Source organism: Romboutsia sp. CE17 (assembly GCF_012317385.1).
Lineage (GTDB): Bacteria > Bacillota > Clostridia > Peptostreptococcales > Peptostreptococcaceae > Romboutsia_E.
The window spans coordinates 3,032,667-3,058,309 of sequence record NZ_CP051144.1; the positions used below are offsets into that span (position 1 = coordinate 3,032,667).

At 26.4% G+C, this 25,643-nt stretch carries 22 protein-coding genes and 2 pseudogenes; 19 read left to right on the forward strand and 5 right to left on the reverse strand.

What is annotated here, in order from left to right:
* Window positions 1-7: 7 nt before the first annotated feature.
* From HF520_RS14720 to HF520_RS14740, 5 genes are all read left to right on the forward strand, one after another.
* Window positions 8-1,192 (forward strand): type II secretion system F family protein, encoded by a 1,185-nt coding sequence (locus HF520_RS14720; protein ID WP_243155159.1) that lies wholly within the window; start codon window positions 8-10, stop codon window positions 1,190-1,192.
* 40 nt (window positions 1,193-1,232) lie between these two features.
* Window positions 1,233-1,619 (forward strand): type II secretion system protein, encoded by a 387-nt coding sequence (locus HF520_RS14725; protein ID WP_168574630.1) that lies wholly within the window; start codon window positions 1,233-1,235, stop codon window positions 1,617-1,619.
* Between the two features lie 509 nt (window positions 1,620-2,128).
* A complete protein-coding gene (locus HF520_RS14730) occupies window positions 2,129-2,530 on the forward strand; it encodes a hypothetical protein (protein WP_168574631.1) in 402 nt (133 codons plus the stop codon).
* Window positions 2,531-2,546: 16 nt separating this feature from the next.
* Window positions 2,547-3,017, forward strand: coding sequence for a hypothetical protein (locus HF520_RS14735; RefSeq protein ID WP_168574632.1), 471 nt, complete (start codon window positions 2,547-2,549; stop codon window positions 3,015-3,017).
* Window positions 3,018-3,345: 328 nt separating this feature from the next.
* Window positions 3,346-4,365, forward strand: coding sequence for a M28 family metallopeptidase (locus tag HF520_RS14740; protein ID WP_168574633.1), 1,020 nt, complete (start codon window positions 3,346-3,348; stop codon window positions 4,363-4,365).
* A gap of 255 nt (window positions 4,366-4,620) precedes the next feature.
* On the opposite strand, the gene HF520_RS14745 is transcribed toward HF520_RS14740, so the two are convergent.
* Complete coding sequence (locus tag HF520_RS14745) at window positions 4,621-4,950, reverse strand: hypothetical protein (RefSeq protein ID WP_168574634.1); 330 nt, start codon at window positions 4,948-4,950, stop codon at window positions 4,621-4,623.
* A 143-nt stretch (window positions 4,951-5,093) separates the two neighbouring features.
* On the opposite strand from HF520_RS14745, the gene HF520_RS14750 reads away from it, so the two are divergent.
* Window positions 5,094-5,858, forward strand: coding sequence for a hypothetical protein (locus HF520_RS14750; RefSeq protein ID WP_168574635.1), 765 nt, complete (start codon window positions 5,094-5,096; stop codon window positions 5,856-5,858).
* A 199-nt stretch (window positions 5,859-6,057) separates the two neighbouring features.
* Here HF520_RS14750 and HF520_RS14755 read toward each other — a convergent pair.
* Window positions 6,058-6,714: pseudogene (locus HF520_RS14755) on the reverse strand (IS1595 family transposase); the annotation flags it as partial.
* Between the two features lie 170 nt (window positions 6,715-6,884).
* Here HF520_RS14755 and HF520_RS14760 point away from each other — a divergent pair.
* The 5 genes from HF520_RS14760 (at window position 6,885) to hflX (ending at window position 13,173) form a co-directional block, all read left to right on the forward strand.
* Window positions 6,885-8,018 carry a tyrosine-type recombinase/integrase gene (locus HF520_RS14760; protein WP_148489701.1) on the forward strand — a complete coding sequence of 378 codons (1,134 nt, stop codon included), beginning with the start codon at window positions 6,885-6,887 and terminating at the stop codon, window positions 8,016-8,018.
* Window positions 8,008-10,116 (forward strand): tyrosine-type recombinase/integrase, encoded by a 2,109-nt coding sequence (locus HF520_RS14765; RefSeq protein WP_148489700.1) that lies wholly within the window; start codon window positions 8,008-8,010, stop codon window positions 10,114-10,116. The genes HF520_RS14760 and HF520_RS14765 overlap by 11 nt, the downstream gene beginning before the upstream one ends.
* 61 nt (window positions 10,117-10,177) lie before the next feature.
* The gene (locus HF520_RS14770) at window positions 10,178-10,501 is read left to right on the forward strand and encodes a DUF6262 family protein (RefSeq protein ID WP_243155160.1); all 324 of its coding nucleotides are present in this window, start codon (window positions 10,178-10,180) and stop codon (window positions 10,499-10,501) included.
* A gap of 388 nt (window positions 10,502-10,889) precedes the next feature.
* Entirely contained in the window at window positions 10,890-11,762 is an 873-nt protein-coding gene (locus HF520_RS14775; RefSeq protein ID WP_006439032.1) for a methyltransferase domain-containing protein, read from the forward strand.
* 166 nt (window positions 11,763-11,928) lie between these two features.
* Window positions 11,929-13,173, forward strand: a complete 1,245-nt coding sequence (gene hflX / locus HF520_RS14780) for a GTPase HflX (RefSeq protein ID WP_168574636.1) — start codon at window positions 11,929-11,931, stop codon at window positions 13,171-13,173.
* A 191-nt stretch (window positions 13,174-13,364) separates the two neighbouring features.
* On the opposite strand, the pseudogene HF520_RS14785 reads toward hflX, so the two are convergent.
* A pseudogene (locus tag HF520_RS14785) lies at window positions 13,365-13,739 on the reverse strand (transposase); the annotation flags it as partial.
* A gap of 116 nt (window positions 13,740-13,855) precedes the next feature.
* Between HF520_RS14785 and HF520_RS14790 the strand changes: the two are divergent.
* From HF520_RS14790 to htrA, 7 genes are all read left to right on the forward strand, one after another.
* Window positions 13,856-14,317: a hypothetical protein gene (locus HF520_RS14790; RefSeq protein WP_168574637.1), complete on the forward strand. Its 462-nt coding sequence runs from the start codon at window positions 13,856-13,858 to the stop codon at window positions 14,315-14,317.
* Between the two features lie 258 nt (window positions 14,318-14,575).
* Window positions 14,576-15,610 carry a YecA family protein gene (locus tag HF520_RS14795; RefSeq protein ID WP_168574638.1) on the forward strand — a complete coding sequence of 345 codons (1,035 nt, stop codon included), beginning with the start codon at window positions 14,576-14,578 and terminating at the stop codon, window positions 15,608-15,610.
* A gap of 240 nt (window positions 15,611-15,850) precedes the next feature.
* Entirely contained in the window at window positions 15,851-16,228 is a 378-nt protein-coding gene (locus HF520_RS14800) for a hypothetical protein (protein ID WP_168574639.1), read from the forward strand.
* 180 nt (window positions 16,229-16,408) lie between these two features.
* Complete coding sequence (locus HF520_RS14805) at window positions 16,409-18,001, forward strand: NAD(P)/FAD-dependent oxidoreductase (protein WP_168574640.1); 1,593 nt, start codon at window positions 16,409-16,411, stop codon at window positions 17,999-18,001.
* Window positions 18,002-18,188: 187 nt separating this feature from the next.
* The gene (locus HF520_RS14810) at window positions 18,189-19,817 is read left to right on the forward strand and encodes a Na/Pi cotransporter family protein (protein ID WP_168574641.1); all 1,629 of its coding nucleotides are present in this window, start codon (window positions 18,189-18,191) and stop codon (window positions 19,815-19,817) included.
* Window positions 19,818-19,979: 162 nt separating this feature from the next.
* On the forward strand, window positions 19,980-21,332 hold the full coding sequence (locus tag HF520_RS14815) for a glucose-6-phosphate isomerase (RefSeq protein WP_168574642.1): 1,353 nt from the start codon (window positions 19,980-19,982) through the stop codon (window positions 21,330-21,332).
* Between the two features lie 169 nt (window positions 21,333-21,501).
* Window positions 21,502-22,587 carry a serine protease HtrA gene (gene htrA / locus HF520_RS14820; protein WP_168574856.1) on the forward strand — a complete coding sequence of 362 codons (1,086 nt, stop codon included), beginning with the start codon at window positions 21,502-21,504 and terminating at the stop codon, window positions 22,585-22,587.
* Window positions 22,588-22,637: 50 nt separating this feature from the next.
* Here htrA and feoB read toward each other — a convergent pair whose 3' ends face one another.
* Together feoB and HF520_RS14830 are read right to left on the reverse strand one after the other, a co-directional pair.
* Window positions 22,638-24,596 (reverse strand): ferrous iron transport protein B, encoded by a 1,959-nt coding sequence (feoB, locus tag HF520_RS14825; protein WP_168574643.1) that lies wholly within the window; start codon window positions 24,594-24,596, stop codon window positions 22,638-22,640.
* A gap of 71 nt (window positions 24,597-24,667) precedes the next feature.
* Entirely contained in the window at window positions 24,668-24,886 is a 219-nt protein-coding gene (locus tag HF520_RS14830; protein WP_168574644.1) for a FeoA family protein, read from the reverse strand.
* Between the two features lie 202 nt (window positions 24,887-25,088).
* On the opposite strand from HF520_RS14830, the gene HF520_RS14835 reads away from it, so the two are divergent.
* A complete protein-coding gene (locus HF520_RS14835) occupies window positions 25,089-25,601 on the forward strand; it encodes a Gx transporter family protein (protein WP_168574645.1) in 513 nt (170 codons plus the stop codon).
* Window positions 25,602-25,643 lie beyond the last annotated feature (42 nt).

Consider the following 25,643-nt stretch of genomic DNA (forward strand, 5'->3'; position numbering starts at 1 on the left):
ATATTTAGTGAATTCATATAAATGTGTTTTTTATAATGAAAATAATGAAAGAGAAGTTCAAAGGGTTATATTAGAAACAGAACAAGATGTGATTAAATATGCCACTAAAAATAATTATAGAATAGCATCTATAGAAAAAGAACTAAATTTATTGAGAGAAAGTAATATAACATACAAGGAATTACGCATACTTTGTAATGAGATGGGGATATTGCTTGAATCAGGATGTGAGATAACTAAGTTATTTGAAATGGTAAGGCTAAACTCTAATAAAAAAGTATCTAAAGTATTAGAACAAATTTCAAATTATATTCAAAAAGGAAATTCAATCAGTGAGGCATTTCAAAAAACAAATAAATTTTCAAAGTTTTTTACTAGTATGATTAAAGCAGGAGAAATAAGTGGAAACCTAGATATAGTAATGACTAGGTTATCACAATATTATGATAAGGAGTACAAGCTAAAATCTAAGATAAAATCCATGCTAATATATCCAGTTTTTCTAATAATATTAGCTATGATATCTTCGTTGTTTATATTTATATCAATAATACCTAATTTTCAAACTATATTTATTAACAATGGGCTGAATCCTCCTGTCTTTACAAAAATATTAATAAATTTATCAATATTTATAAAAAGTTATTTTACATACATATTAGTCTTAAATATATTTCTGATGTGTTTTATATTTTACAAAATAAAGACTAGTAATAAGGTAAAAGAATATATCGAAAAAATTCAGTTAAAAATTCCAATCATAAAAAATATAACTAAATTACTTATAACAACAAAGTTCTCTAGAGCATTTTATATTTTAAATAAAAGTGGCATAGAGATAATAGAGTCTATAGAAATATCATCTCAAGTTGTAGATAATCACATTTTATATAACGAAATTTTAAATTGTAAAGAAAATATAAGAAGAGGTAGTACTATAGGTGAATCTTTAAGTTTGGTTCAAGTATTCCCTGATTTATTTTTAAAAATGATAGGAATAGGAGAGGAAAGTGGAAGTTTAGATAAAACACTAAGTATGTTAAGTAAGTTTTATGAAGAAGAATTAGAAAATAAGATTGATCAAGGTATGAAGATAATAGAACCAATAATAATTGTAACAGTTTCAATAGTTATTGGAGCGGTAATTATAGCAATGTTATTGCCTATGTTTGATGCAATAACTGCAATTTAAAAACAATGAAAATATATTTTAAAATAGGAGAAAAAGTAAAATGAAAGTAAGAAACTTAAAAGGAAGAAGGAGAAAAGGTTTTACTCTGGTTGAAATGGTAATGGTAGTGGTTATCCTTGGAATATTATCTAGTACGGCATTAATGAAGTATGATGAAATTCAAAAAAATGCTAAGCTTAATGCTGATTACGCAAGTGCATCAACTATAGCAACTGCTACTACAATGGCTCTTAATGATGGGAAAATCACCTCAAGTACAGATGATAAGATGACAGCTCTCGTTAATGGAGGTTACTTACAGTCGAAGGTTAAGTGTAATACAACTAATTCAGACTTTGTAATAACTATAGATAACAATAACAATGTCATAGAAATCACTTCTGGAAGTGGAACTAGTGAAATGAAATTTTATCCTATTTCAAAGTAAAATTTCCTAGATATTAATATAAATATTTACAAATTATTTACTATTAAAGAGGTGATAATATAAAACATATTATAAATATAGAATTAAATAACTCTTGTATAAGGGTTATTTTTATAAGAAAAGGTATACGAAATATCTATATAGATGAAGAATTCTTTGAAATTTTAAATTTAAAATATGAAAATACTAACAATATAATATCAAAAGTAAATAGAATAATTAAAAATCATATATCTAATTTAGGAAAAATTAAAACTAATAATCTCACTATATTTTATAATCTACAAACAGAAGATATCATAGTAAGAAATATAGAAAAAGTAAATATAAAAAATAAGAAAGATATTTTAGGATTAATAAAATATGAAATAAATCAGTATATACCTATAAATATTGATGATTATAAAATTAGATATAAAATAATAGATGAAGTAGATAACATAGCAACGATTCAGGTTATACTATTTCCAAAATATATAATAGAGTTGTGTAAAAATATATCTAAATCAGTGAATATTAAAGCAAAAATAATAAATGTAAACTTTGATATTTTACAAAAGCTAATAGAGCATAGAATTATAAATATGAATAGTGATAAATGTATATTTTTAGAAATAAGAAAAGATGAATTATTATTGAATAAGGTCATCAATGGTAAAGTATATGAATCATATATATTACCTAAAAATAATTACTCTCGTGAGTATATAAATAAATTAGGATATACTATGAAAACTATATACTACTATGGAAAAGAAGGCTTAGCTTTAGATGATAAAGAGATATTCAAATTAGAAAATGTAGAGATAAATCCTGTAATTTTAAATATGAGTAATAAAAACATAAGCATATCAAAAGATTTGGATCAAGATGTAAGCAAGTATATAAATTCAATAGGTATTGTAATATAGGGATAGAGTATAAAAAATGAAAAACTATAAAAGTATTAATTTTATAAAAGATGATTTTAATAGAAAAAGATCTAAAAGAATAATATTGCTAATTAGTATTATTATATTTATGATAGTAATGCTAATTGGCAAAAATGGTATTTTAGATTATAAAAAGAATAAAGAGGTTATAGAAAAGAATGATAATCAAGAAATTGAAAGTAATAATGAAAATATTGAGAAGTATGTTAATTTTAAAGATATAAAATTAGCTTACAATTTAATTGGAAAAGAAAATATTAATAAAATATCATATGATAGTAATGATATAGAAATTGAGGGTATATGTATAGATTTAAATGTATTAGAAACTTTAAGGACTAAATCAAAATCTAATAATTTTTCTATAGATAGTATATCGAAAGAAGGTAGTAAGTATTTATTTAAAATAAGGCTATGTTTTAATACAGTGTTGATTTTAGAAAGAATTTTAATAACAAAAAAGTAGGAGTTATACCAAGCATATAACTCCTACTTTTTATTCGCATTATATTAAAATTGTAAACTTTAATTATATTATATATATAACTTATTAATTTTTAGTTACATTTACTTTCGTTGATTCAATCCATTTATACAAAGCATATCTGTAAAAAATAATTTTATCATCTATCTTAACATAAGATATATATTTAATACCTAAAAATGCTCTGTCTGAAAACACAATGATGTATTTTTATTTGATGTATTATAACTTATACAAATTATTAAAAAAATCAATTAAAAATGCATTATTTTTTTATTTTTTGAATATAACTCTTTTAGGAGGTGTTTTCGTGTCTAAGAAAACTTTTATGAAACTATCTTTATTTTTTAGTTTGATATTAATATCTTTTAGCTTGAATGGTTGTTCTACTTTAAAAGATAAGCCAATATTAAAAGAGGAAATAAAGAGTAAGGATGAAAAAGTTGAAACTCAAATTATGGTGGAGGAAGAAGAAATTTTAAGCACTATAGAAGACTTAGCTCTTCAAGTTAGAAAATTTGGAACAGAAGGAGAGAAAATTTCGGCAGATAAACTAAAATCAAAATTAGAATCATATGGGTATGATGTGGATTTTCAAGATTTTGAGGTATTTGATATGGGTGATAATGTTAGAGAGTATATTCATTCTAATGATGTGAATACTTTTTTTAATTTAAACCCTACAAATAGTACAAGTTCAATGGGCACTGCAAGAAATATAATTGTTAAATCTAAGAATTTTGATGTAAGTAAAAAAACACTTTATTTATCTGCTCATTATGATACTACAAGTGGTACTACAGGCGTGTATGATAATGCTACAGGCGTAAGTGCTGTTGTAGAGATTGCTAGAAATCTCCAAAATTATAAGAATGATGAAATTAATATAGTATATGCTATTTTTAGCGCTGAAGAATATTTTAAATCAGGTTCTAGATATTATCTTAGTCAATTAAGTAATACAGAAAGAGATAATATAATAGGAGCTATAAATATAGATATGATAGGATATGAAGGTTTTGAATATCCAGAATTAAAAACAGTTGGACCAATAGAAATTATTTTAATGCAAGAAGATAATAACACTTTAAGTGATGCATTTAATAATCAATTTAATGAAAAATATAATGTTAATAGAGAACTAGGTGGAATGTCTGATGATTTATCGTTTTCTAAGCTAGGTATACCAACAATATATTTTGCAGATGAAAATTTTATAACAGGAGCTAATATTGAAGAAGAAAGCACAGATATACAGTTAGAACCTGTAAAAGTAAATGCTATTTCTAGTTTTTGTGAGGATATTGTTGAGTTTGTAAAAAATTTATAATAAATATTAATATTTTATTCTTAGTTTATGTTATCTATCTTCGTGATAACTATATCATAAAAATAACCATACCTTAGGCTTTTCAATACATTGAATTCTAAGATGTGGTTGTTTCTATAATTTACTATAAATTGTTCGTAATATATTAATATTGCAAAATAAATTGTATAAAAAGAGATAGACAATAGAAATTCTACTATATCTATCTCTTTTTATTATTTACTTATCACACAATTTTAGACACAACCTATTTATTTAATTAGTTTTTAAAAGTTTAATATTTTTATTAGGTGAAACTTTAGTTCCATCTTTTAAATCTATATTAATATATGTTCCTTCATTTACATCTTCTTCAACTGCAATAAGAGTCTCTTTACTTCCGTCTTCATTTTGAATTTCCAATATTAATGAAGAATTATCTTCAGATAAAACCTTCGCACAGTAAATACCTGCAGGAATATCTATTCCAATAGTAACAAAATGTCTTTTTTTTAATGTGTATGAATTTGACTGATTATTAGAACTTAAATTATTACACCCAGATATAATAATTGTGAAAATAATTATTAAAATTAATCGCTTCATAAAAATCCTCCTATTATTTATTGTTTATTGTTTATATTAATTATTGATATAATAAACTCCTTTAAAATATATAATCTATTTTTTATTGATATCCTTATTGTGATAAACTACAATTATATTGATTATTATTTAAGGAGGGTATTATGGCTTTAAAAAAGAGATTAAAAAGTATAATAGCTATTGCTTTAATAGCATCAAGTATTGGTTTGATGACAACATCAATTCAAGTAAATGCAGAAAGTGGTGGTATAAGTTTTCAAAATAATAAATTAAAGGCAACTTATCCGAGTAATATTGTTGGATTTGAAGCAAATGGAATGAAGTTTACAGGTCAATCATTTCTTATAACAGATGGAGTAGGAAATGCTAGAGGGAAAGCTACTGTAACTGGTTCTGTACCAGTAGAAGCTGGTAAGATGGGTGTATCTGCAAGTATATTTGATTCTAAAGGAGTAATATTACATGGAACATTCTATTATTATAATGAATATAAAACACAAAGTTTTTCATATCAGACAAAGTCTTATTATGGTGGACCAACATATGCAGCTGGAGGGGCCGCAAGAGCTGTTACAGGGGCACAACAATATATAACGCAAACAATACCTAGGACATCTCAAAAAACACCTTTTAATTATGATGAATTTGATATATCAGATGAAATTCGCAAAGAGAGAGAATTTATGTTTGAAACTAAAAATATGATACCAGCGTTAGCAACAAATGGGAAAGAGGGTTATATATCTATTGATGAGTATATAGATGTTAATCCAAGTACTCCAGAAGAGGCTTTAGCTATTCAAAAAATTCGAAGTGATGATTACTTTGAACTTATAAATGTATATGATGCAGAAAATAATATTATCGGTAAGTTTAAAATAGAAACAGGACAAGCAATATATGAATAAAATAAAATACATAATAAAAGCATCTATATTAATAGGTGCTTTTATTATATATAGAAAAAGTAAATATTAATGATAAAATGTTGAAAATACTAAATTCTAAAATGTAGTTGTTTTTATAATTTACTATAATTTGTTTGTAATATATAACAATTGCGTACTTATTTTTATTATAGTATTCTTTTTACCAATTTATTAGCAGTTACATAAACTGTGGTGTTCTTAGTTTAAAATCCTTTATTCTAGTATAAGAATATGCCACATTACTTTGTACAATAAAATTCTTAGTTTTAATAGAATCTCTATCAGTTTCAAATATTCTTAACCACTTAAACCATTGCATATAGTTTGAGATATACTTACTTGCAACACCATTAAATCTCCCCATCCATTTCTTCAAATTACTATGTAAGCTATTGATGTGCTGGATGTGGTAGATACCTTCTTTATGTTTACCTGTTTTTATACGTTTGTGTTCTAAATTAAAGTCTGTCGCAAATTTAATATATGACTTATGGCTGTCTGTACATAATATAGAATTTTCTCCTATATGTCCTTTATAAAGCCTTTCAAGTTCTTTATGTGTCATCCTACCTTTACATAAAGGCTCTATTATTAAGTTTCCTTGTCTATCTAAAGCTGTAGCTACACAAATCTGCTCCTTAGATATACCTCTCTTTTTAATCTCTTTACCTCTTTTACGAGATTTTCTTGGCATATTATAAGTTTTTGTACCTTTAAAACTCTCGGCAAAAAACACTTCATCTGCTTCTATTACTCCATCTACATGCCCTGTACCTAAAAAGACACTGATACAATCAAGTATTTTATGTCTCCAGAAGAAACTCGTTGCTATATTATTAAATATAGTATTATAGATATAGGATAGTTAGTATAAATTACTACCAAATCCTATATCTTTTTTTATATAGATTAATTACTAAATATAGTCAGTATTATTAGTATATTAAGTATAGTATAATATGTGATGAATAAGTACAAACTAAGCAAGAAGAAGGTGAACTAAAGATGAAAGTACAAGAAGTAAAATTAGATAATAACCAAAGAAGATATTTATTACTTGACGATAATGGATTACCCATAATACCCGTAGCAAGATATTTGAAATATATAGATAATAGTGAAAAGAGTTTTAATACTCAAAAGACCTATGCTTACTCTTTGAAACTATACTTTGAATACCTTAAAGAAATAAATGTAGATTATAGAAATGTAAATATCAACATACTATCTAATTTTGTAGGATGGCTTAGAAATCCATATGAAAGTGGTAAGATAGTTAATATAAAGTCAACTAAAGCAAAGAGAACAGAAAAAACAGTCAATCTGACTATAACAGTTGTAACAAACTTCTATGACTATTTATATAGGACAGAAGAAATAAATAATGATATGGTCGATAAACTTATGAAACAAGTATTCACAGGAGGACATAAACATTATAAAGGATTTTTACACCATGTAAATAAAGATAAACCATCAAGTAAGAATATACTTAAAATAAAAGAACCAAGACGTAAGATTAAAGTTCTAACTAAAGAAGAAATGCAAAAGGTATATGACGCTACAACTAATATAAGAGATGAATTTTTAATTAAATTATTATACGAAACAGGACTTAGAATAGGCGAAGCCTTATCTTTATTCATTGAGGATATTGTATTTGACCATAACAAAGGTCATAGAATTAAATTAGTTGATAGAGGTGAACTTCCTAATTGTGCGATGTTAAAAACAGGAGAAAGAGAAATACATATATCACAAGAATTGATAGATTTATTTGATGACTATGCTTATGATATTTTAGATGAATTAGAAATAGATACTAATTTTGTTTTTGTAAAATTAAGAGGTAAAAATAAAGGGCAACCTTTAGAATATCAAGATGTTAGTGATTTGTTTAAGAGGCTTAAAAAGAAAATAGGAATAGATGTACATGCTCACCTCTTAAGGCATACTCACGCTACTATTTATTATCAGACTACAAAGGATATAAAACAGGTACAAGAGAGATTAGGACACTCACAAATACAAACGACTATGAATATGTATCTACACCCTTCTGACGAAGATATAAGGGCTAATTGGGAGATAGCACAACCATCATTTAAGATAACTAAGGGAGGTACTAATGACAACTAATACAACAAGTATTTTTAGACAAGGCACACTAAATAATTCTAATGATAAAATAACTGAAACTCTATCAAAGTACACTGAAAAGAAGATAAATAAAGATAAATCGGTAACATATACGGAAATACCTACCACTTATTTTTTAGAAAATAATACTTGGGATATAGATTTTTTTGGAAATATTGAACAATTTAAAGAACAAGTTGCGAATTATAAATATGACCATAAAAATATACATTTTTCTATTAACAATAAAAATTTAAATACAGAAATTAAGTTCATTATATATAATAAGCTATTTACCGATGAGTGGGGATTACAGTCAACATTAAAAGGACAATCTAATTACCTCCGACAGTTTTCAAAATTTATAAATGAGAAGTATCCAAATACTAATTCAATGCTTGAATTAAACTTTGATAAAGCTAACATTCAATGGATAGATTGGCTAAATAATAATGGCATAAAGATACTTGAAAAAAACAATACCAATTCAAAACTATATAATAAAGATTGTATGAAGAATACTGCTATAGCTAATTTTTTCAAATATATGGTTAATAGTTTTTGTAAAATTATAGATGAAAGAGATGAATGGGAAAAAGACAAATGGGATATTCGGAATTTAGAACGTTATGGAATAAACTATTCAGAATCTAGTGGTCGTTACTTTATAAATTTTAGCGAAATAGATAATATAGAAATTAGAAAAAGTTTAAAACAATATATAAAACTGAGATTACTTAATAATAATAAATTTTCATGGAATACAGCTATTAAATATTTAAATTATATTCCAAAATTTATTAACTTTATATTAAAATTAGAACCTACATGGAACGATTTAAAAAATTTAGATAGACAACATATATTAAAATATATCGAATGGCTGAATATCTATGCTACTGAAAGCTTAAATAATAGGAATTCCAATCCTAAACGATATATAGCCACATCTATATCGTGTGTAGCAAAATTTTTATCAGATATTCAAATCAGAGAATATGATATAGCTCCTAAGAAAGATGTTAGAACATTAATATTTACCGAGGATAAACCTAATATACCTAAAAAGTCACAAGACCAAATAGATTATATTCCTGATTATGTATTAGAACAACTATTTAATAATATAAATTACCTACATGAAGAAGTTATACCAATAGTTTATATTATGCTTAAAACAGGACTTAGGGTATCCGATGTATTAGGATTGAAACAAGATTGCTTAGTTAAATTAAATAATAAGTTTTGGATTGAAACTAATATAGAAAAAACCTATGTCGAAGGACATAGAATACCTATAGATGATGAACTTGCTAATATGTTGGCAGTATTAATTGATAATTCTAAACAGTATAGTAATGAAGATAATAACCCTAAAAATTATATATTTGTTAGATATAAGGGTTCTCGAAAAGGCAAACCATATAGTCAAGGTTGGATTAGAGAAAAACTTAATTTATTAGCAGTAGATTATAATATAACTGATGAACTTGGTAATAGGTATCATTTTAAAAATCACTCTTTTAGACACACCTATGCTATAAAAATGCTTAACGGTGGTGCTGATATACTTACAGTTCAAGAATTATTGGCTCATGCCTCACCAGAAATGACAATGAGATATGCCAAATTACTTGATGATACAAAAAGAAAAGTATTTGATAAAGCAATAAAACAAGGTATATTTAGTTTTGATGAAAGTGATAAATTAAAAGAAGAAAATGATGGGGAAATCCCATCTGATATTATAGATATGTTATATACAAACCATAAGTTAAATGCTATTAATACACCGTATGGTACTTGTATGCAAAGAGCAAATGGTAAATGTGATTATGCGAAGCATCCACCTTGCCTAACTTGTAATGGTGGAAGTCCTTGTAAAGACCTATGTGTTGGAGCATTTGAAGGTGATATTAATAAGTATGAAATACTAATAAATTCAACTAAAACTATGATTGAAAATGCTAAAATATATAATAGAACTGAAATTGTAAATGAAAATGAAGAATTATTAAAATTGTATGAAGATATTTATTCTAAAATATCACAAGGAAATATGATTTACAGTAGATTAGATAAGTTAAAAAGAAGGTGAATTAATGAGTAATTATAACCGTACAGAACATTTAAAAGAATTGCATAGTAAACGAAAGGCTATGACACAAGAAAAGGTTGATAAAGCAATACAAAGACTTATAAAAGCTCAAAAGGCTATTAATTTTAATAGTGTTGCAAATGAAAGTGGAGTTACCAAAAAGACTCTATATGATAATAACGATATTAGAGAACGGATTGAAACTCTTAGATATCAACAATCACAAGTACCTACTCCATCACAAGTTAAAAGAGAGATGAATGATAATAATAAAGATGCAATTATCGCAAGTTTAAAAAGAAAAATTAAAAGACTTGAAGAAGAAAACAAGGAACTTAGAGAACAGATTAAGATTAATTATGCTGATTTATATAAACAGTTATAATATAATTATATTATAACTGTTTACTTCGCAATTGTTATATATTGTGAACTTCGATATACTTTACAGTGAATATTATTTATGTTACTATTAAATTTAATAAAACAAGAAAGGAGTTAGATTTATGATAAATTTATATAGAATGATTAATAAATTAAAAATAATAGATACAACTCCTAAATATAATATTATATAACTATATTTAAGATATATCCACTGGTATACTAAAGTGGATTTTTTATTAACTAAAATAAGGAGGTAGCTATAATGCTTGCATATATCAGATTAAGAGGATAGCGCACGAGTTGTGGCTATCGTTAAACAAATTTAATAAAATGTCATAACTTCGTGCTATTTTATATGAATAATAGAAATAGGAAGGTTATGAACAATGAGAAAATTAAAAAAGATTGAAGTTTTAAGAGAATTACTTAATGAAAATATATCAATACTTAGATGTCCAGTGTGTAAAAAATCTATAAAATATATAAAAGAAAGTAGTGTATTATGTGAAAATAACCATTGCTTTAATATATCTAAAAAAGGATATGTTAATTTAGTAAAGAATAATGCGAAGACAATATATGATAAAAAATTATTTGAATCTAGAAGTAAAATATATGAATATGGTATATATGACGAGCTTTCTAAAGAGATAATAGATATAGTGGATAAATATACGTCAAAAAAGAATGTTAATTTTGTACTAGATGTTGGTTGCGGAGAAGGATATTATTTAAATCAACTATATTCAGATGAAAAAATAAATAGTAGGTGTAAATTGTTTGGAATAGATATATCAAGAGAAGGAATTTCACTTGCTACAAGATACGAAAATAGCATACTATGGAGTGTATCAGACTTATCAAATCTACCATTTAAAAATGATAAATTAGATATAATAATAGATATACTTTCACCATCGAATTATAGTGAATTTACTAGAGTTTTAAACAAAGGTGGAGTTGTAATAAAAGTAATTCCAGATGAACACTATTTAAAAGAGATAAGGTCTGAAATAAAAGGTAAAATAAAAAAAGATACTTATTCTAATAAAAATGTTATAAATTCATTTAAAGATAACTTGGAAATCATCTATGATAAAAGAATCACTTATAAAACAAATATATATAATTTAGAAGATTTTATAAAAATGACACCATTAACATCTGGTTTGAGCAAAGAACAAATAAATGAATTAAATAAATGTGATATAGAAAAAATAACGGTTGATTTAAAAATTATAGTCGGTAAAGTAAAGTAGATAAAGGTTAGGAGGTAATAAGATGAATATACGTGGATGTATACATTCAATAAGATTAAGAGGGTAAGTCACGGATTGTGGCTATTATCTTAATATAATTAAAAGTCATAATCCCGTGATATTTAAATATTAAAGTTTAAATATAAAATTATAGGAGATTATGAAAATGAGAAAAAGAGTAATAATTGTAGGAATTAATATAAATAACAAAAATAATTTTGAGGAATCTATAATAGAACTTAAGAATTTATGTATAGCCTGTGATATGGAAGTAGTTGGAAAAGTGGAGCAAAATTTAAAGAAGATAAATCCAACATTCTATATGGGTAGTGGTAAAATTGAAGAATTACAAGATTTAATCGAAAAAACGAACGCTGAAATAATAGTATTTAATAACGAACTATCTGCATCACAGATAAAAAATATTGAAGAAGAAGTAAAATGTAATGTCATAGATAGGACAGCTTTAATACTAGATATATTTGCAAATAGAGCAAAAACAAGAGAAGCTAAGTTGCAAGTAGAGGTTGCAAGACTTCAGTATGAACTTCCAAGGTTAATTGGTGCAAATGAAAACCTAGGTCGTCAAAGTGGTGGAGTTGGTACTAAAAATAGGGGAGCAGGAGAAACTAAGTTAGAACTAGACCGTAGACGTATAGAAGATAGAATAGCTAGTTTAAACAAGGAATTAGAAATACTGAAGTATCAAAGAAATACTCAAAAAAATAAAAGAAAAAAATCCAACATACCTAATGTAGCACTAGTAGGATATACTAATGCAGGTAAATCATCAGTTATGAATGTATTAGTTGAAAATTTTATCAATAAAGAAGATAAAAAAGTATTTGAAAAAAACATGCTATTTGCAACATTGGAGACTTATGTTAGAAATATTAAACTGCATAATAACAAATCTTTTTTACTGTATGATACAGTTGGATTTGTAGGCGATTTGCCTCATAACTTAGTTAAAGCTTTTAGATCGACACTGGAAGAGGTTTGCGATGCAGACTTATTAGTTCATATTATAGATATATCTAATCCTAATTATAAAAATCAGATAGATGTTACTAATGAAACATTAAGCCAAATAGGAGCTGATAATATTCCTATGATTTATGTATATAATAAGATTGATTTAATTGATTTAGATAAATTAGATAATAATAAAATATTAATTTCAGCTAAAAGAGATATAGGAATAGATAGATTAATAGAATCTATTTGTGAAAAAGTATTTGAAGATTATATAAGATTTAAGTTAAAAATTCCATATTCAGAAGGAAAGATGATATCTAATATAATGGAGAATGCAACTATCTTAGACTCTGAATATATAGAGGATGGAGTAATACTCAATATTGAATGTAGTGAAAAAGAGTATGTTCAATATAAACAATACATAATTTAGCATTAACTTAGATATATGATATAAAGTATATTACTATAGTTGAGAATTAATTAAATTACAAAATTAATATATTACGAACTTAAAAATTCATTTGATTATATATCGAATGGATTTTTTATATTAACATATTACACATATATAATATGTTGAAATCAAGTTTTTATAACATTTTTAAAAACTTACTCTTGATAAATATTAATGCCTACAATTTTAGCCGACTTTCTTATTGATAACCCCATAACCATACATTTAGCATATTTAAGCCACTTATCTAAAGACTTCTTACTTCTATATGTTGCAGAGTTTGTAAAATCAGTAAAAGTCTTTCTACAATCTTTACAGATATATCTTTGCTTACCGTTATATTTACCATTTCTTGAAATTGATTCAGAACTACAATGAGGGCATACTTTACCCTTAGAAAATCTAAACTCTTTAACTTCTTCGCATACTTGCCCTACTTGAGAACCTAATACAAGAAATTCTTCTAAATATGATAATAATTCCTCTACTTGATTTAATGGTAATGCTTGTATATCTGTTAATATAGACTTTATACTTGGCATACTATAACCTCCGAAACATTGATATATTTATATTATATCCTGCATACTAAAAAATATCCATTTTCAACATTGATTTAAAACATAGCCTAAAATAAAATATAGTGTAGGTGTATAAATTGAAAAGATCACTAAGTAGAAGAGAAAAAATTTTAAGTATTATATTTATTATAACTATAATATTTTCATCTTATAAAATATATAACAATAATGAAAAATACTACACAGCTACTGATAGTTTAAATGAAGTTAATAATAGTAAACCAATGACGAATGTAAAAACACAAGAAAAAGATATTATTTTAGAGATAGAAAATGAAATAAAGGATATTGTTGAAGTAAAATATATAAATAAAACATCATATTTGGATAACGATAATCAAGATATTGTAAATGTAGAATTACATATAAGAGGAAAAATAGATGATATTTTTAAGGTAGAAAGTTCATTAATCAACATAGGTTTAGAAAAAAACATCAAAAAACTAAATATTATAAGAAATATAAATAATATGAGTGATAATAAAAAAGAAGATATAAAAAATTATGTAGATTGTATTATGGAGATAAAGGTCATATAATGAATAATTGCAAAAGATAATTATGTAATATATATTATAATGTAATAAGATATCGTAAATAGTATTATGATAAAGCGTAAATCTTGAAGGTATATAAAAGAACAAGGTAGAAATTCTAAATTAAGACATAATTTAATCCCAAAAGTTAACAAGAAACAAGAAGGAATAAAATAATAAAGAATTGTAGAATGATTCGACAAAAAATGGTATAATATTAAATTGTGTACTTTAATTTAGAAATAAAGGAGTGAAGTCACCTTGTTAGGTAGAAATGATTTATGCCCATGCGGAAGTGGTAAAAAATATAAAAAATGTTGTTTAAATAAAGATGTTGCGTCAGAAAGATCAAGTAGAAAGATTGAATTTTCACAAAAGCAATATTATGAATTATATGCTAAATTATATGAATTCTCTAGAAATGAGAAGTTTAAAACTGAATATGAAAAGGCTAAAGAAACATTCTTTATAATGGAAAATGAAGAAATAAACTCTAAGTTCGAAAGATTCTTTAATACGTATTTTATACAAGATCATATAATGGAGAATAAAAAAGTTATAACAGTTGAATTCTTTGAAGAAAACAAAGATAACTTAGATATGGTGGAAAGAGATATATTAAAAAATCTATTTGAATCTTACGTAAGTGTGTATGAAGTAAAAGAAATAAGAGAAGACAAAATCTTATTGAAAGATTGTTTAAATGATGTTGAAATATATACAGAAGATATAAATCTATTAAAAGACTTTGAAATTGGAAGTCCTATAATAGCAAGAATTGTTAAAGTAGGAGATACAAATATACTAATAGATATAACTATAAGTATATCAGAGGCTATAAAAGATATAATAGTTAGTGATATAAAAACTTTATTTAGCCAATATGAAGATATATACAAGGATATGAATACATTCTTAATACATCATACACATATATTATACAAGTATATACAACAATTACTAGAGCCAAGTATAGCTGAATTTTTAAAGAATCAAAGAGCGGAAAAAGCTAGCAAGGCTGAAAGTGTTGAAGTATGTGAAAGTGATGATAAAGTAATTGCTATAATGAAGCAAAATGTAGAAGACGAGTTCTTACAAGGATGTATAGACTTCTGGAACGGATACAAAGCTGCTAATGGTGAAGTAAAAGGTGCAGAAAATGGATGGGCAGCAGGTGTAGAATATTATGTTAAAAAAGATGCTGGTCAATCTATAACTCAAGCTCAAATATCTAAAAAATATGAAATAAGTCCAAGTACTTTAGGGAAAAGATACAAAGATCTTAAATCAGAGTAATATTTATAATATTAGATTATTAAATAACAATTTATATATAGTAAAATTAGAGGGATTATATTAGTATAGTTCCTCTAATTTTGCGTTAAGATTTATCTTACAATGTAACAGTTTATTGAATAAAATACAGGGTATATTAAATTATATATAATTTTACATTTAAATTATAAAAAAAAGGTTTTAATATATAGAAATAATGTATAAAATAGAATTATATAATATACAGAAAGAGGTATAAATATGAGTCTTAGCTTAGGAAACGCAATTGCAGTATCAACAAACTTTATAAAATCTAACCCTGCGGTACCTGTATATAACGGAGAACAAACACCAGAAAATTTATATGCAGTTATATATCATATAGAAATAGGATATAATCAAGGAACTTCTCAAGAAGTTAAACAATACATAATAATAGATTACAAAGAATTTGATTTAGCAGAGAAATCAAAAAAAGAATTAATTGAAATTGCTAAACAATATTGTGCTTCAAAAAATATACCTGAAGATGATAATTTAGAAATTGAACTTTTAGATAATGAAGAAGCTGAAAATTTCTTAGAAAAAGTATTCAATAATATGAAAGTTATAAGAGGTCTTATAACAAAGAATGACTAGATAATATGAATTTTGCATAGGTATAGTGAACAACTTAACTTAAAGATTCATTAGATATTTTATATAGATAATCTAGAAAAGATAATGTCGATATTATACTTAAAAAAGGGGTTGTCTCAAAATAAGGGATTTTGAGGCATTCCCTTTTATGCTATTAAATAAAAAAAGAAAGGTGAAATTATGTTAAGAATATCTAATATAAAAATAAGTATAGATGAAAATCCATCAGATATAAAACAACTAGTACTTAAAAAACTAAAAATAAAGTCTAGCGATTTAATTAAGTACTATATTTATAAGGAATCTATAGATGCAAGAAAGGGAAAGGTAAACTTTGTATATACTATAGATGTAGATGTTAAAAATGAAGAAAAAATATTAGGAAAAAATATAAAAGATGTAGTTAAGATAAAAGAGTTAAAGTATGAAGATGTAGAATCTGGAACAAAAAAGCTTGATAAGAGACCAGTAATAATAGGAAGTGGACCAGCAGGATTATTTGCGGCACTATTATTAGCTCAAAGAGGATATAAACCAATATTATTAGAGAGAGGTTTAGATGTTGATCAGAGAACAGAAGATATAAATAATTTCTGGAAAGAACGAAAATTTAAAAATAATTCTAATGTACAGTTTGGAGAAGGTGGAGCAGGTACATTTTCAGATGGTAAACTTACGACTAGAATTAAAGATATTAGATGTAGAAAGGTATTAGAAGAGCTTGTTAATTTTGGATCTCCAGAGGAAATACTATATTCTCATAAGCCACATGTTGGGACTGATATATTAAAAGATGTAGTTAAAAATATACGTAATGAAATCATTAGGCTTGGAGGGGAAGTAAAATTTGATTCACAAGTAACTGATATAAGTAGAGTTAACGATAAGATAGAATCTATAACTATTAATAATAGTGAAGTAATAGAGGCGGATGTAGTTGTATTAGCTATTGGACATAGTGCAAGGGATACGTATGAGATGTTATACAATAGAGGAGTTAATATAATTCAAAAGCCTTTTGCAATAGGAGTTAGAATAGAACACCCTCAAGAACTAATTAATAAATCTCAATATAAAGAATTTCATGATCATCCGAGATTAGGAGCTGCAGATTATCGATTAATAGAACATACTTCTAATGGAAGAACTGCATATACATTCTGTATGTGCCCAGGAGGTAGCGTAATAGCATCTGCATCTTATGAAGGTCAAGTTGTTACTAATGGAATGAGTGAGCATGCTAGAGATAAAGATAATGCTAATAGTGGATTCTTAGTAAATGTAGTACCAGATGATTTTGGAAGTGATCATCCATTAGCTGGAATGTACTTCCAAGAAAAATATGAAAAATTAGCATATGAAATAGGTGGTAGAAATTATAATGCACCACTTCAATTAGTAGGAGATTTCTTAAATGATAGAGTATCAACTAAGATAGGGAGTGTAAAGCCGTCATATGAGCCAGGATATACTTTTGCAGATTTAAGGAGATGTTTACCTGAGTTTGTAACAGATACAATGAAAGAAGCTTTAATTGGATTTGATAGAAAAATAAAAGGATTTGCAATGGATGATGCAGTTTTAACAGGTGTAGAGACTAGATCTTCTGCTCCTATAAGAATAGTTAGAGATGAAAATACTTTAGAATCAACTAATACTAAAAATTTATATCCTTGTGGAGAAGGCGCAGGATATGCAGGAGGTATAGTTACTGCTGCAGTTGATGGAATTAAATGTGCAGAAAAAATAATAGGTAAGTACTCAATAAATTAAAATATAAAAATTATAAAAATATAAGTAGAATATAAAAAACAACTCGAATTTTAATGTAAATTAAACTTAAATTTAATAAAAAATTAATATTTAACATATATTTAACACTAACGTCCTATTGATTTTGATAAAATACAATAGGACATTAATTTTATACAATTATAATTATCCTTAAGGAGGAAAAAAAGTGGAAATTGCAGTAAGTCTTATGGGAGGTTTAGGGCTATTCTTATATGGTATGAACCTTATGGGAGAAGCTCTAGAAAAATCAGCAGGTTCTAGATTAAAAAAAATAATAGAACTATTAACAAGTAATATCATAATGGGTGTTTTAGTAGGTGCTTTAGTTACAGCTGTAATACAAAGTTCTAGTGCTACAACAGTTATGGTAGTTGGATTTGTAAATGCAGGAATAATGACTTTACCTCAAGCTGCAGGAGTTATAATGGGTGCAAATATAGGTACTACAATAACTGCACAGTTAGTATCTTTCGATTTAAATGGTCTTGCACCAGTAGCATTAGGTATAGGTATAGTAATGTACTTATTTAGTAGTAAACAAAAAGTAAAGCATATAGCTGAAATATTAATTGGATTTGGTATATTATTTACAGGTATGGACTTCATGAAAGATGCAGTAAAACCTTTAGCAGAATATAAAGGATTTACTGATTTATTATTAACATTTGGTACATATCCACTATTAGGTCTTTTATTAGGGTTTGGTATAACAGCAATAGTACAAAGTTCGAGTGCATCTATGGGTATGCTAGTAGCATTAGCATCACAAGGTTTAATACCATTATCATCAGCATTACCAATATTATATGGTCAAAATATAGGTACTTGTGTAACATCTTTAATATCAAGTATAGGTGCTAATAAAAATGCAAAACGAGCAGCAATGATACATTTAATATTTAATGTAGTTGGAACGATAGTATTCCTAATAGCATTAAATAAACCGGTAGTAAGTATAGTAACAGCTATGGATCCAACTAATATTGCTAGACAAATAGCTAATACTCATACATTATTTAATATAATATCAGTACTATTATTAATACCATTTAATAAGCTTATAATAAAACTAGCAGTTAAGTTAGTTCCAGATAAGAAAGATGAATCCGAAAATGATGAAGATAAAATCGTTAAATATATAGATGAAAGAATGATAGAAACACCATCAATAGCATTAGCCAATACAGTTAAGGAAACTATAAGAATGGGTGAAAAATCTAAGGAATCATTAGATTTAGCTATGAGTTCTATTATGGAAAATGTAACTGAAAATATAGAAAAATGTAAGAATAAAGAAAATCAAATTAATTTACTACAAAAATATATATTAGATTACTTATTAAAGCTTTCAAAAGCACCTTTAAATGAAGATTCAATAGAAGTCGTAGATTCTTTATTTAATACTGTTAATGATATAGAGAGAATAGGTGATCATGCAGATAATATATCTGAATTAGCAGAAACAGCAATAAATTGTAATGTAGTATTTTCAGATCAAGCTAAAGAAGAATTAAGTGAAATATATAATAAAGTTATATCTGCTTATACATATGCACTGGAATCTATGAAAATAAATGATATTGACTTAGCTTGCAAGGTTATAAAAATGGAAGAACAAGTTGATATTATGGAAAAGTCATGTAGAGTTAGTCATATGAGAAGATTAAATGAAAGCTCATGTAGCATAGATGGCGGTGTAATATACTTAGATATAATAACGAACTTAGAAAGAGTTTCTGATCATGCAGTAAATATTGCGCAACAAGTAATAGCTCGACAAGTTGGACATGATTAATAAAAAAGCTTTCTTAAAATTATAATTTTAAGAAAGCTTTTTTTGAGAATATACATTCTTAAATTATAATTAATAGGTACTTACATAAGATAATTTTACTAAAAATTACCATAAGATTGTGCTATAATTTGATTAGATTATTTTTTAGAAAGAGGTAAGTTTATGGGAAAAGTTAAGTTTGACTATAGCAATGCTATGAATTTTTTCAATGAAGATGAAATTATGTCTATGCAACAATTTGTTGATGTAGCACATAAGATGGTACATGAGAAAACTGGATTAGGCAATGATTTCTTAGGATGGGTAGATCTACCTAATGATTATGATAAAGAAGAATTTGTTAGAATAAAAGAAGCCGCAGAAAAAATTAAGTCAGACTCAGATGTGCTTTTAGTAATCGGTATAGGAGGATCCTATTTAGGAGCTAGAGCTGCCATAGAAATGTGTAGCCATTCTTTTAGGAATAATTTAAATAAAGAAGATAGAAAAGCTCCAGAAGTATATTTTGTAGGTAACAATATAAGTTCTACATATATGATGGATTTATTAGACATTATAAAAGATAAAGATGTTTCTATAAATGTTATATCTAAATCGGGTACTACTACAGAGCCTGCAATAGCATTTAGAATATTTAAAGATTTCTTAGAAAAGAAATATGGAAAAGAAGAGGCTGGAAAGAGAATATATGCTACTACAGACTCTAAAAAAGGAGCTCTTAAGCAGTTAGCTGATGAAGAAGGATATCAAACTTTTGTTATACCGGATGATGTTGGTGGAAGATTCTCAGTTCTAACTCCTGTTGGTTTATTACCAATAGCTGCAGCTGGTCTAGATATAGATGCTATGATGAATGGTGCAAAAGAAGCTTGTGAAGAATATAAAAATGCGGATTTAAAAGAAAATCAAAGTTACCAATATGCAGTAGTTAGAAACATATTACATAGAAAAGGAAAAGATATAGAGTTACTAGTAAATTATGAACCACAATTACACTATGTAAGTGAGTGGTGGAAGCAACTATATGGGGAAAGTGAAGGAAAAGATAATAAAGGTATATTCCCTGCATCTGTAGATTTCTCAACAGACTTGCATTCTATGGGACAATATATTCAAGAAGGAAAGAGAATATTATTTGAAACTGTTATAAATGTTGAAAATCCAAGAAGAGTTACTACTATAGAAAAAGAAGATATAGATTTAGATGGATTAAATTACTTAGCTGGAAAAACTGTAGATTTTGTAAATGAAAAAGCATTCCAGGGAACTTTACTTGCACATACAGACGGACAAGTTCCAAACTTATTATTAAACATAGAAAAATTAGATGAGTATAACTTTGGATATCTTGTTTATTTCTTTGAAAAAGCTTGTGCAATAAGTGGATATCTATTAGGTGTAAATCCATTTAATCAACCAGGTGTTGAAGCATATAAGAAAAATATGTTTGCTTTATTAGGTAAACCAGGATTTGAAAAAGAAAGAGAAGAATTAGAAAAAAGACTTAATAATTAAGGTTTAATTAAGTTATAAATTATATAATGAAATCATCATAAGGGGCATTAAATTTCCTGTGATGATTTCTTTTTTTATATACAGCAAGTATAGTATTAAAAGTAAAAAAGTGCAAACAATAAAAAATAGAATAATTTTAAATTTAACTAATAAAATTTGGAGGAGGGATATTATGTCACGTAAAAGAGGCATAGGATTGGTAGTAGTAGTAGCTATAATTAGTTCAGTATTAAGTTCATTATTAACAGTAGCGGTAGTGAAAAATAATTTACTAAGTGATACGTCAGGCACTAGTTCAAAGTCAGAAATAGTAGTAAATGATAGTGGAAAAACTCAAAATGTATATCATGCGGTAACAGAGAAGGCAATGCCATCTGTAGTAGGTATAACTACTACAACAATAAGTACAGATAATAGATTTGCCATACCTACGCAATCAGAAGGTGTTGGAACTGGTGTTATAGTAGATGCAGATGGATATATATTAACAAACTCTCATGTTATTTCAGATGGAAAAGCAAACACAGTAAATGTATTATTTAATGATGGTACAACAACAGAAGGTAGAGTAGCTTGGTATGATGCTCAATTAGATTTAGCTATAGTAAAAGTTGAAAAAACTGGATTAACACCAGCTGAATTTGGGGATAGTGATGAAGTTAGAACAGGTGATATAGCTATAGCAATAGGTAATCCTCTTGGATTAGATCTACAAAGAAGTGTTACTCAAGGTATAATAAGTGGACTAGATAGAACTATAGAGACAGAACAGGGTACTATGACTGGGCTTATGCAAACAGATGCAAGTATAAACTCTGGAAATAGTGGAGGGCCTTTATTAAATCAAAATGGTCAAGTAATTGGTATAAATACAGCAAAAGCATCTCAAGGTGAAGGTTTAGGATTTGCCATTCCAATAAATACAGCAAAACCTATAGTTGAATCTATAATAAAAAGTGGTAATTATGAAAAAGTAACTTTAGGAATAAAGGGAATTGACGTGTCAACATACGTATCTGCTACAAATCAAAATCTTGGTGTAGATGAAGGTATTTATGTAGCTGAAGTATTGGATGGTACATCTGCAAAAACAGCAGGAATACAAGATGGTGATATTATATTAAAAATAGGGGACTCTAATTTAACAGGTATGTCAGATTTAACGAAATCTCTATATACTTACTCTAAAGGAGATAGTACGAAAATAGTTGTATATAGAAATGGAAAAGAAGTTACATTAAATGTTAAGTTTTAAATAAATAAAAAAGGTGAAATTAAATTTCACCTTTTTTTATTTATATCATATTAAATTGTTTCTTTTATAGGCTTATCTTGTACATTTGTATTTTCATCAGAGCAGCAAGTAGAGTTTGATGAGCAAGATGAACAACTAGAGCAAGAACTACATCCACTAGATTTTTTTCTCATCATATTAACTAGTATAAGAACTGCTGATACTATTATAATTCCACCAATTAATAATTCTAATATTGATCCACTTGATTTTCCTAAAATAGCATTACCTATAATACTTACTAAGAAAGCTCCAATCCAAGCCACAGCAAATTGATAAGATAAAGAAATCATCATCATTTTATTACCATATTCTTTTCTCATAGTTGCAAGGGCAGCTATACAAGGTGTATATAGTGCTGAGAAAATTAAGAAAGCATAAGCACTAACCCCCGTAAATACTGTAGGTAAAACTGTATCTAAATCTCCGAAAAGAACACTTAAAGTATTTACAACTATTTCTTTTGCACCTAAACCAGTAAGTATAGAAACTGATATTCTCCAATCATTAAATCCTAATGGGGTAAATATTGGGGCTATTAACTTACCAAGTGATGCTAAGAAACTTTCATCTATGTTCTCAGTGAATCCTGAGAAATTGAATGATGAAAGAGACCATATAATAACAGACATAGCAAACATTACTGTAATAACTCTTATTAAGAAACCTTTTGATTTATTCCATGTATTTTTTAATAAAGCTTCTAACGTTGGAACTTTATACTCAGGAAGTTCTAATATAAATGGTTCAACTTGAGTTTTATAAGTTGTTTTATTTAAAATTAAGGCAATTAATATAGCCACTAATATTCCTGTTAAATATAAAGATGTAGTAACTAAAGCTTTATTTTTAGAGAAAAATATAGATACAAATAAAGCATATATTGGAAGCTTTGCACCGCATGTCATAAGAGGTGCTATTAAAGCTGTTATCTTTCTATCTTTTTCACTTTCTAATGTTCTAGTTGCCATTATAGCAGGAGAAGAACATCCAAGCCCCATTACCATAGGTATAAAAGCTTTACCAGATAGACCAACCTTAATCATTATTCTATCCATTAAAAATGCTGTTCTAGACATATAGCCACTATCCTCGAATATAGATATTCCAAAAAATAAAGTGAATATAAGAGGGAAGAATGGTAATGTTCCACCTATTCCACCTAATATGCCGTCTATTATAAGTGATTTAAACCAAGGACTTGAATTAGCAAGTAGCCCATCCATTGGATTCATTATGTATGTTTCAATAAGTCCTCCTAATCCTTCTTGAAGAGGTCCGCCAACCCAATCAAATGTAAATTTAAATAATAATAATAACAAACCTAGAAATATAGGATAAGCAAGTATTGGATTCAATACAATATCATCTATTTTTTCACTTATACTTTTTTTATTTTCTGAAGTAGATTTGCTACAATTAGAAAGAATACTATCTAATTTTTTATATGTTTCAGACTCACTTCCAAAGTCTAAGTTATAATTTATTTTTTTATCTACATTATTTTTTATTACACTTTCTAAAGAATCAAGATTAGACTTCTTTTTAGCTACAGTAGGAATTATCGTTATACTAAGCTCTTTGCTTAATTCTTCTATATTAATATTTATACCTCTTGACTTAGCAACATCCATCATATTCAATAAAATGATTATAGGCTTATTAAATTTCATAAGCTGAGTTGTTAAATAAAGGTTCCTAGCTAAATTTGATGCATCAACAACATTAACTATAACATCTACATTAGAGTTTTCTAAGTAGGATTTAGCTACTTTTTCTTCATTAGAGAAAGTATCCATTGCATATATTCCAGGTAAGTCAACTATTTTTATATCTTTTGTTAGAAATCCTTCTTTTTTTTCAATTGTAACCCCAGGCCAGTTACCAACATATTGATTTGAACCAGTGAGAGAGTTGAATATTGTAGTTTTTCCAACATTAGGATTACCTAGTAATGCTACATTAATCATAAGTAATCACCTCTTTTTATATTATGGAAATTAAAAAACTAAAGACGCTTAATTATAATAAGGGGATTTTATTATTTTAAAAAAATATTCTTTGCATCAGATCTTCTAAGTGCAATATCAAACCCTCTAAATCTTATAATTATAGGATCTCCAAAAGGAGCAATCTTTTTAACTTCTATTTCGGTATTATTTGTACATCCTAAGGCAAGTAGTCTTTTAACTAACTTGTCATTTCCATCTATGTTATCGATTAAACCTTTTTGGCCTACTTTTAAATCGTAAACAGTCATCTTTAATACCTCCTAATGAAATTCGTTATCAATGAAATTGTATCAATCAAGGTACAAAAAGTCAATATAGATGCCTAATAGGGAGGTGTAAGTAAATTATTATAAATTATTACTTTTTTATTTATAAAATGAGTTTTTAGTATTTTTTGAATTATAATTAATGTATAGATAGAGAAAGTATAAAAATTTGGGGATGAAATGTATGAAAACAAAAAGATTGACATTTTTAAGTCTAATGGTAGGATATAGTTTAATTTTATATATAATAGAAAGCTATATTCCAAATCCACTTATAGCTTTATTTCCTGGAGCAAAATTGGGTTTAACTAATATTATAACTTTAACTTCTTTAGTTATATTTGGATTAAAAGATACATTCATAATAATTACTGTAAGGGTTATATTATCTTCTATATTTTCTGGGCCACTATCTTACTTATTATTTAGCATGGGGGGTGCGTATTTAAGCTTAATACTAATGTATATAATCTATAAGTTTAATGGATTTTCAATAATCGGAATAAGTATAATAGGCGCTATTGGTCACAATATCGGCCAATTAATAGTAGCTAGTATGATAGTAGAAAATATTTTAACAGTAGGATATCTTCCTTTTATGTTAATAACATCTTTAATAACAGGATTTTTTGTAGGAATTGTAAGTAAATATTGTATTGTAATAATTAGAACTATAGTAAAAAAAATTGACAAATAATAGCAATATTTGATAAAATGTACACAAGAATATAAATTTATA

What these genes read in the sequence shown, in the direction of transcription:
- HF520_RS14725 (WP_168574630.1), top strand. Translation starts at nt 1,233, where the DNA reads ATGAAAGTAAGAAACTTAAAAGGAAGAAGGAGAAAAGGTTTTACTCTG.
- HF520_RS14735 (WP_168574632.1), top strand. Translation starts at nt 2,547, where the DNA reads ATGAAAAACTATAAAAGTATTAATTTTATAAAAGATGATTTTAATAGA.
- HF520_RS14745 (WP_168574634.1), bottom strand. Translation starts at nt 4,950, where the DNA reads ATGAAGCGATTAATTTTAATAATTATTTTCACAATTATTATATCTGGG.
- HF520_RS14750 (WP_168574635.1), top strand. Translation starts at nt 5,094, where the DNA reads ATGGCTTTAAAAAAGAGATTAAAAAGTATAATAGCTATTGCTTTAATA.
- HF520_RS14760 (WP_148489701.1), top strand. Translation starts at nt 6,885, where the DNA reads ATGAAAGTACAAGAAGTAAAATTAGATAATAACCAAAGAAGATATTTA.
- HF520_RS14765 (WP_148489700.1), top strand. Translation starts at nt 8,008, where the DNA reads ATGACAACTAATACAACAAGTATTTTTAGACAAGGCACACTAAATAAT.
- HF520_RS14770 (WP_243155160.1), top strand. Translation starts at nt 10,178, where the DNA reads ATGACACAAGAAAAGGTTGATAAAGCAATACAAAGACTTATAAAAGCT.
- HF520_RS14775 (WP_006439032.1), top strand. Translation starts at nt 10,890, where the DNA reads ATGAGAAAATTAAAAAAGATTGAAGTTTTAAGAGAATTACTTAATGAA.
- hflX (WP_168574636.1), top strand. Translation starts at nt 11,929, where the DNA reads ATGAGAAAAAGAGTAATAATTGTAGGAATTAATATAAATAACAAAAAT.
- HF520_RS14800 (WP_168574639.1), top strand. Translation starts at nt 15,851, where the DNA reads ATGAGTCTTAGCTTAGGAAACGCAATTGCAGTATCAACAAACTTTATA.
- HF520_RS14805 (WP_168574640.1), top strand. Translation starts at nt 16,409, where the DNA reads ATGTTAAGAATATCTAATATAAAAATAAGTATAGATGAAAATCCATCA.
- HF520_RS14815 (WP_168574642.1), top strand. Translation starts at nt 19,980, where the DNA reads ATGGGAAAAGTTAAGTTTGACTATAGCAATGCTATGAATTTTTTCAAT.
- feoB (WP_168574643.1), bottom strand. Translation starts at nt 24,596, where the DNA reads ATGATTAATGTAGCATTACTAGGTAATCCTAATGTTGGAAAAACTACA.
- HF520_RS14830 (WP_168574644.1), bottom strand. Translation starts at nt 24,886, where the DNA reads ATGACTGTTTACGATTTAAAAGTAGGCCAAAAAGGTTTAATCGATAAC.
- HF520_RS14835 (WP_168574645.1), top strand. Translation starts at nt 25,089, where the DNA reads ATGAAAACAAAAAGATTGACATTTTTAAGTCTAATGGTAGGATATAGT.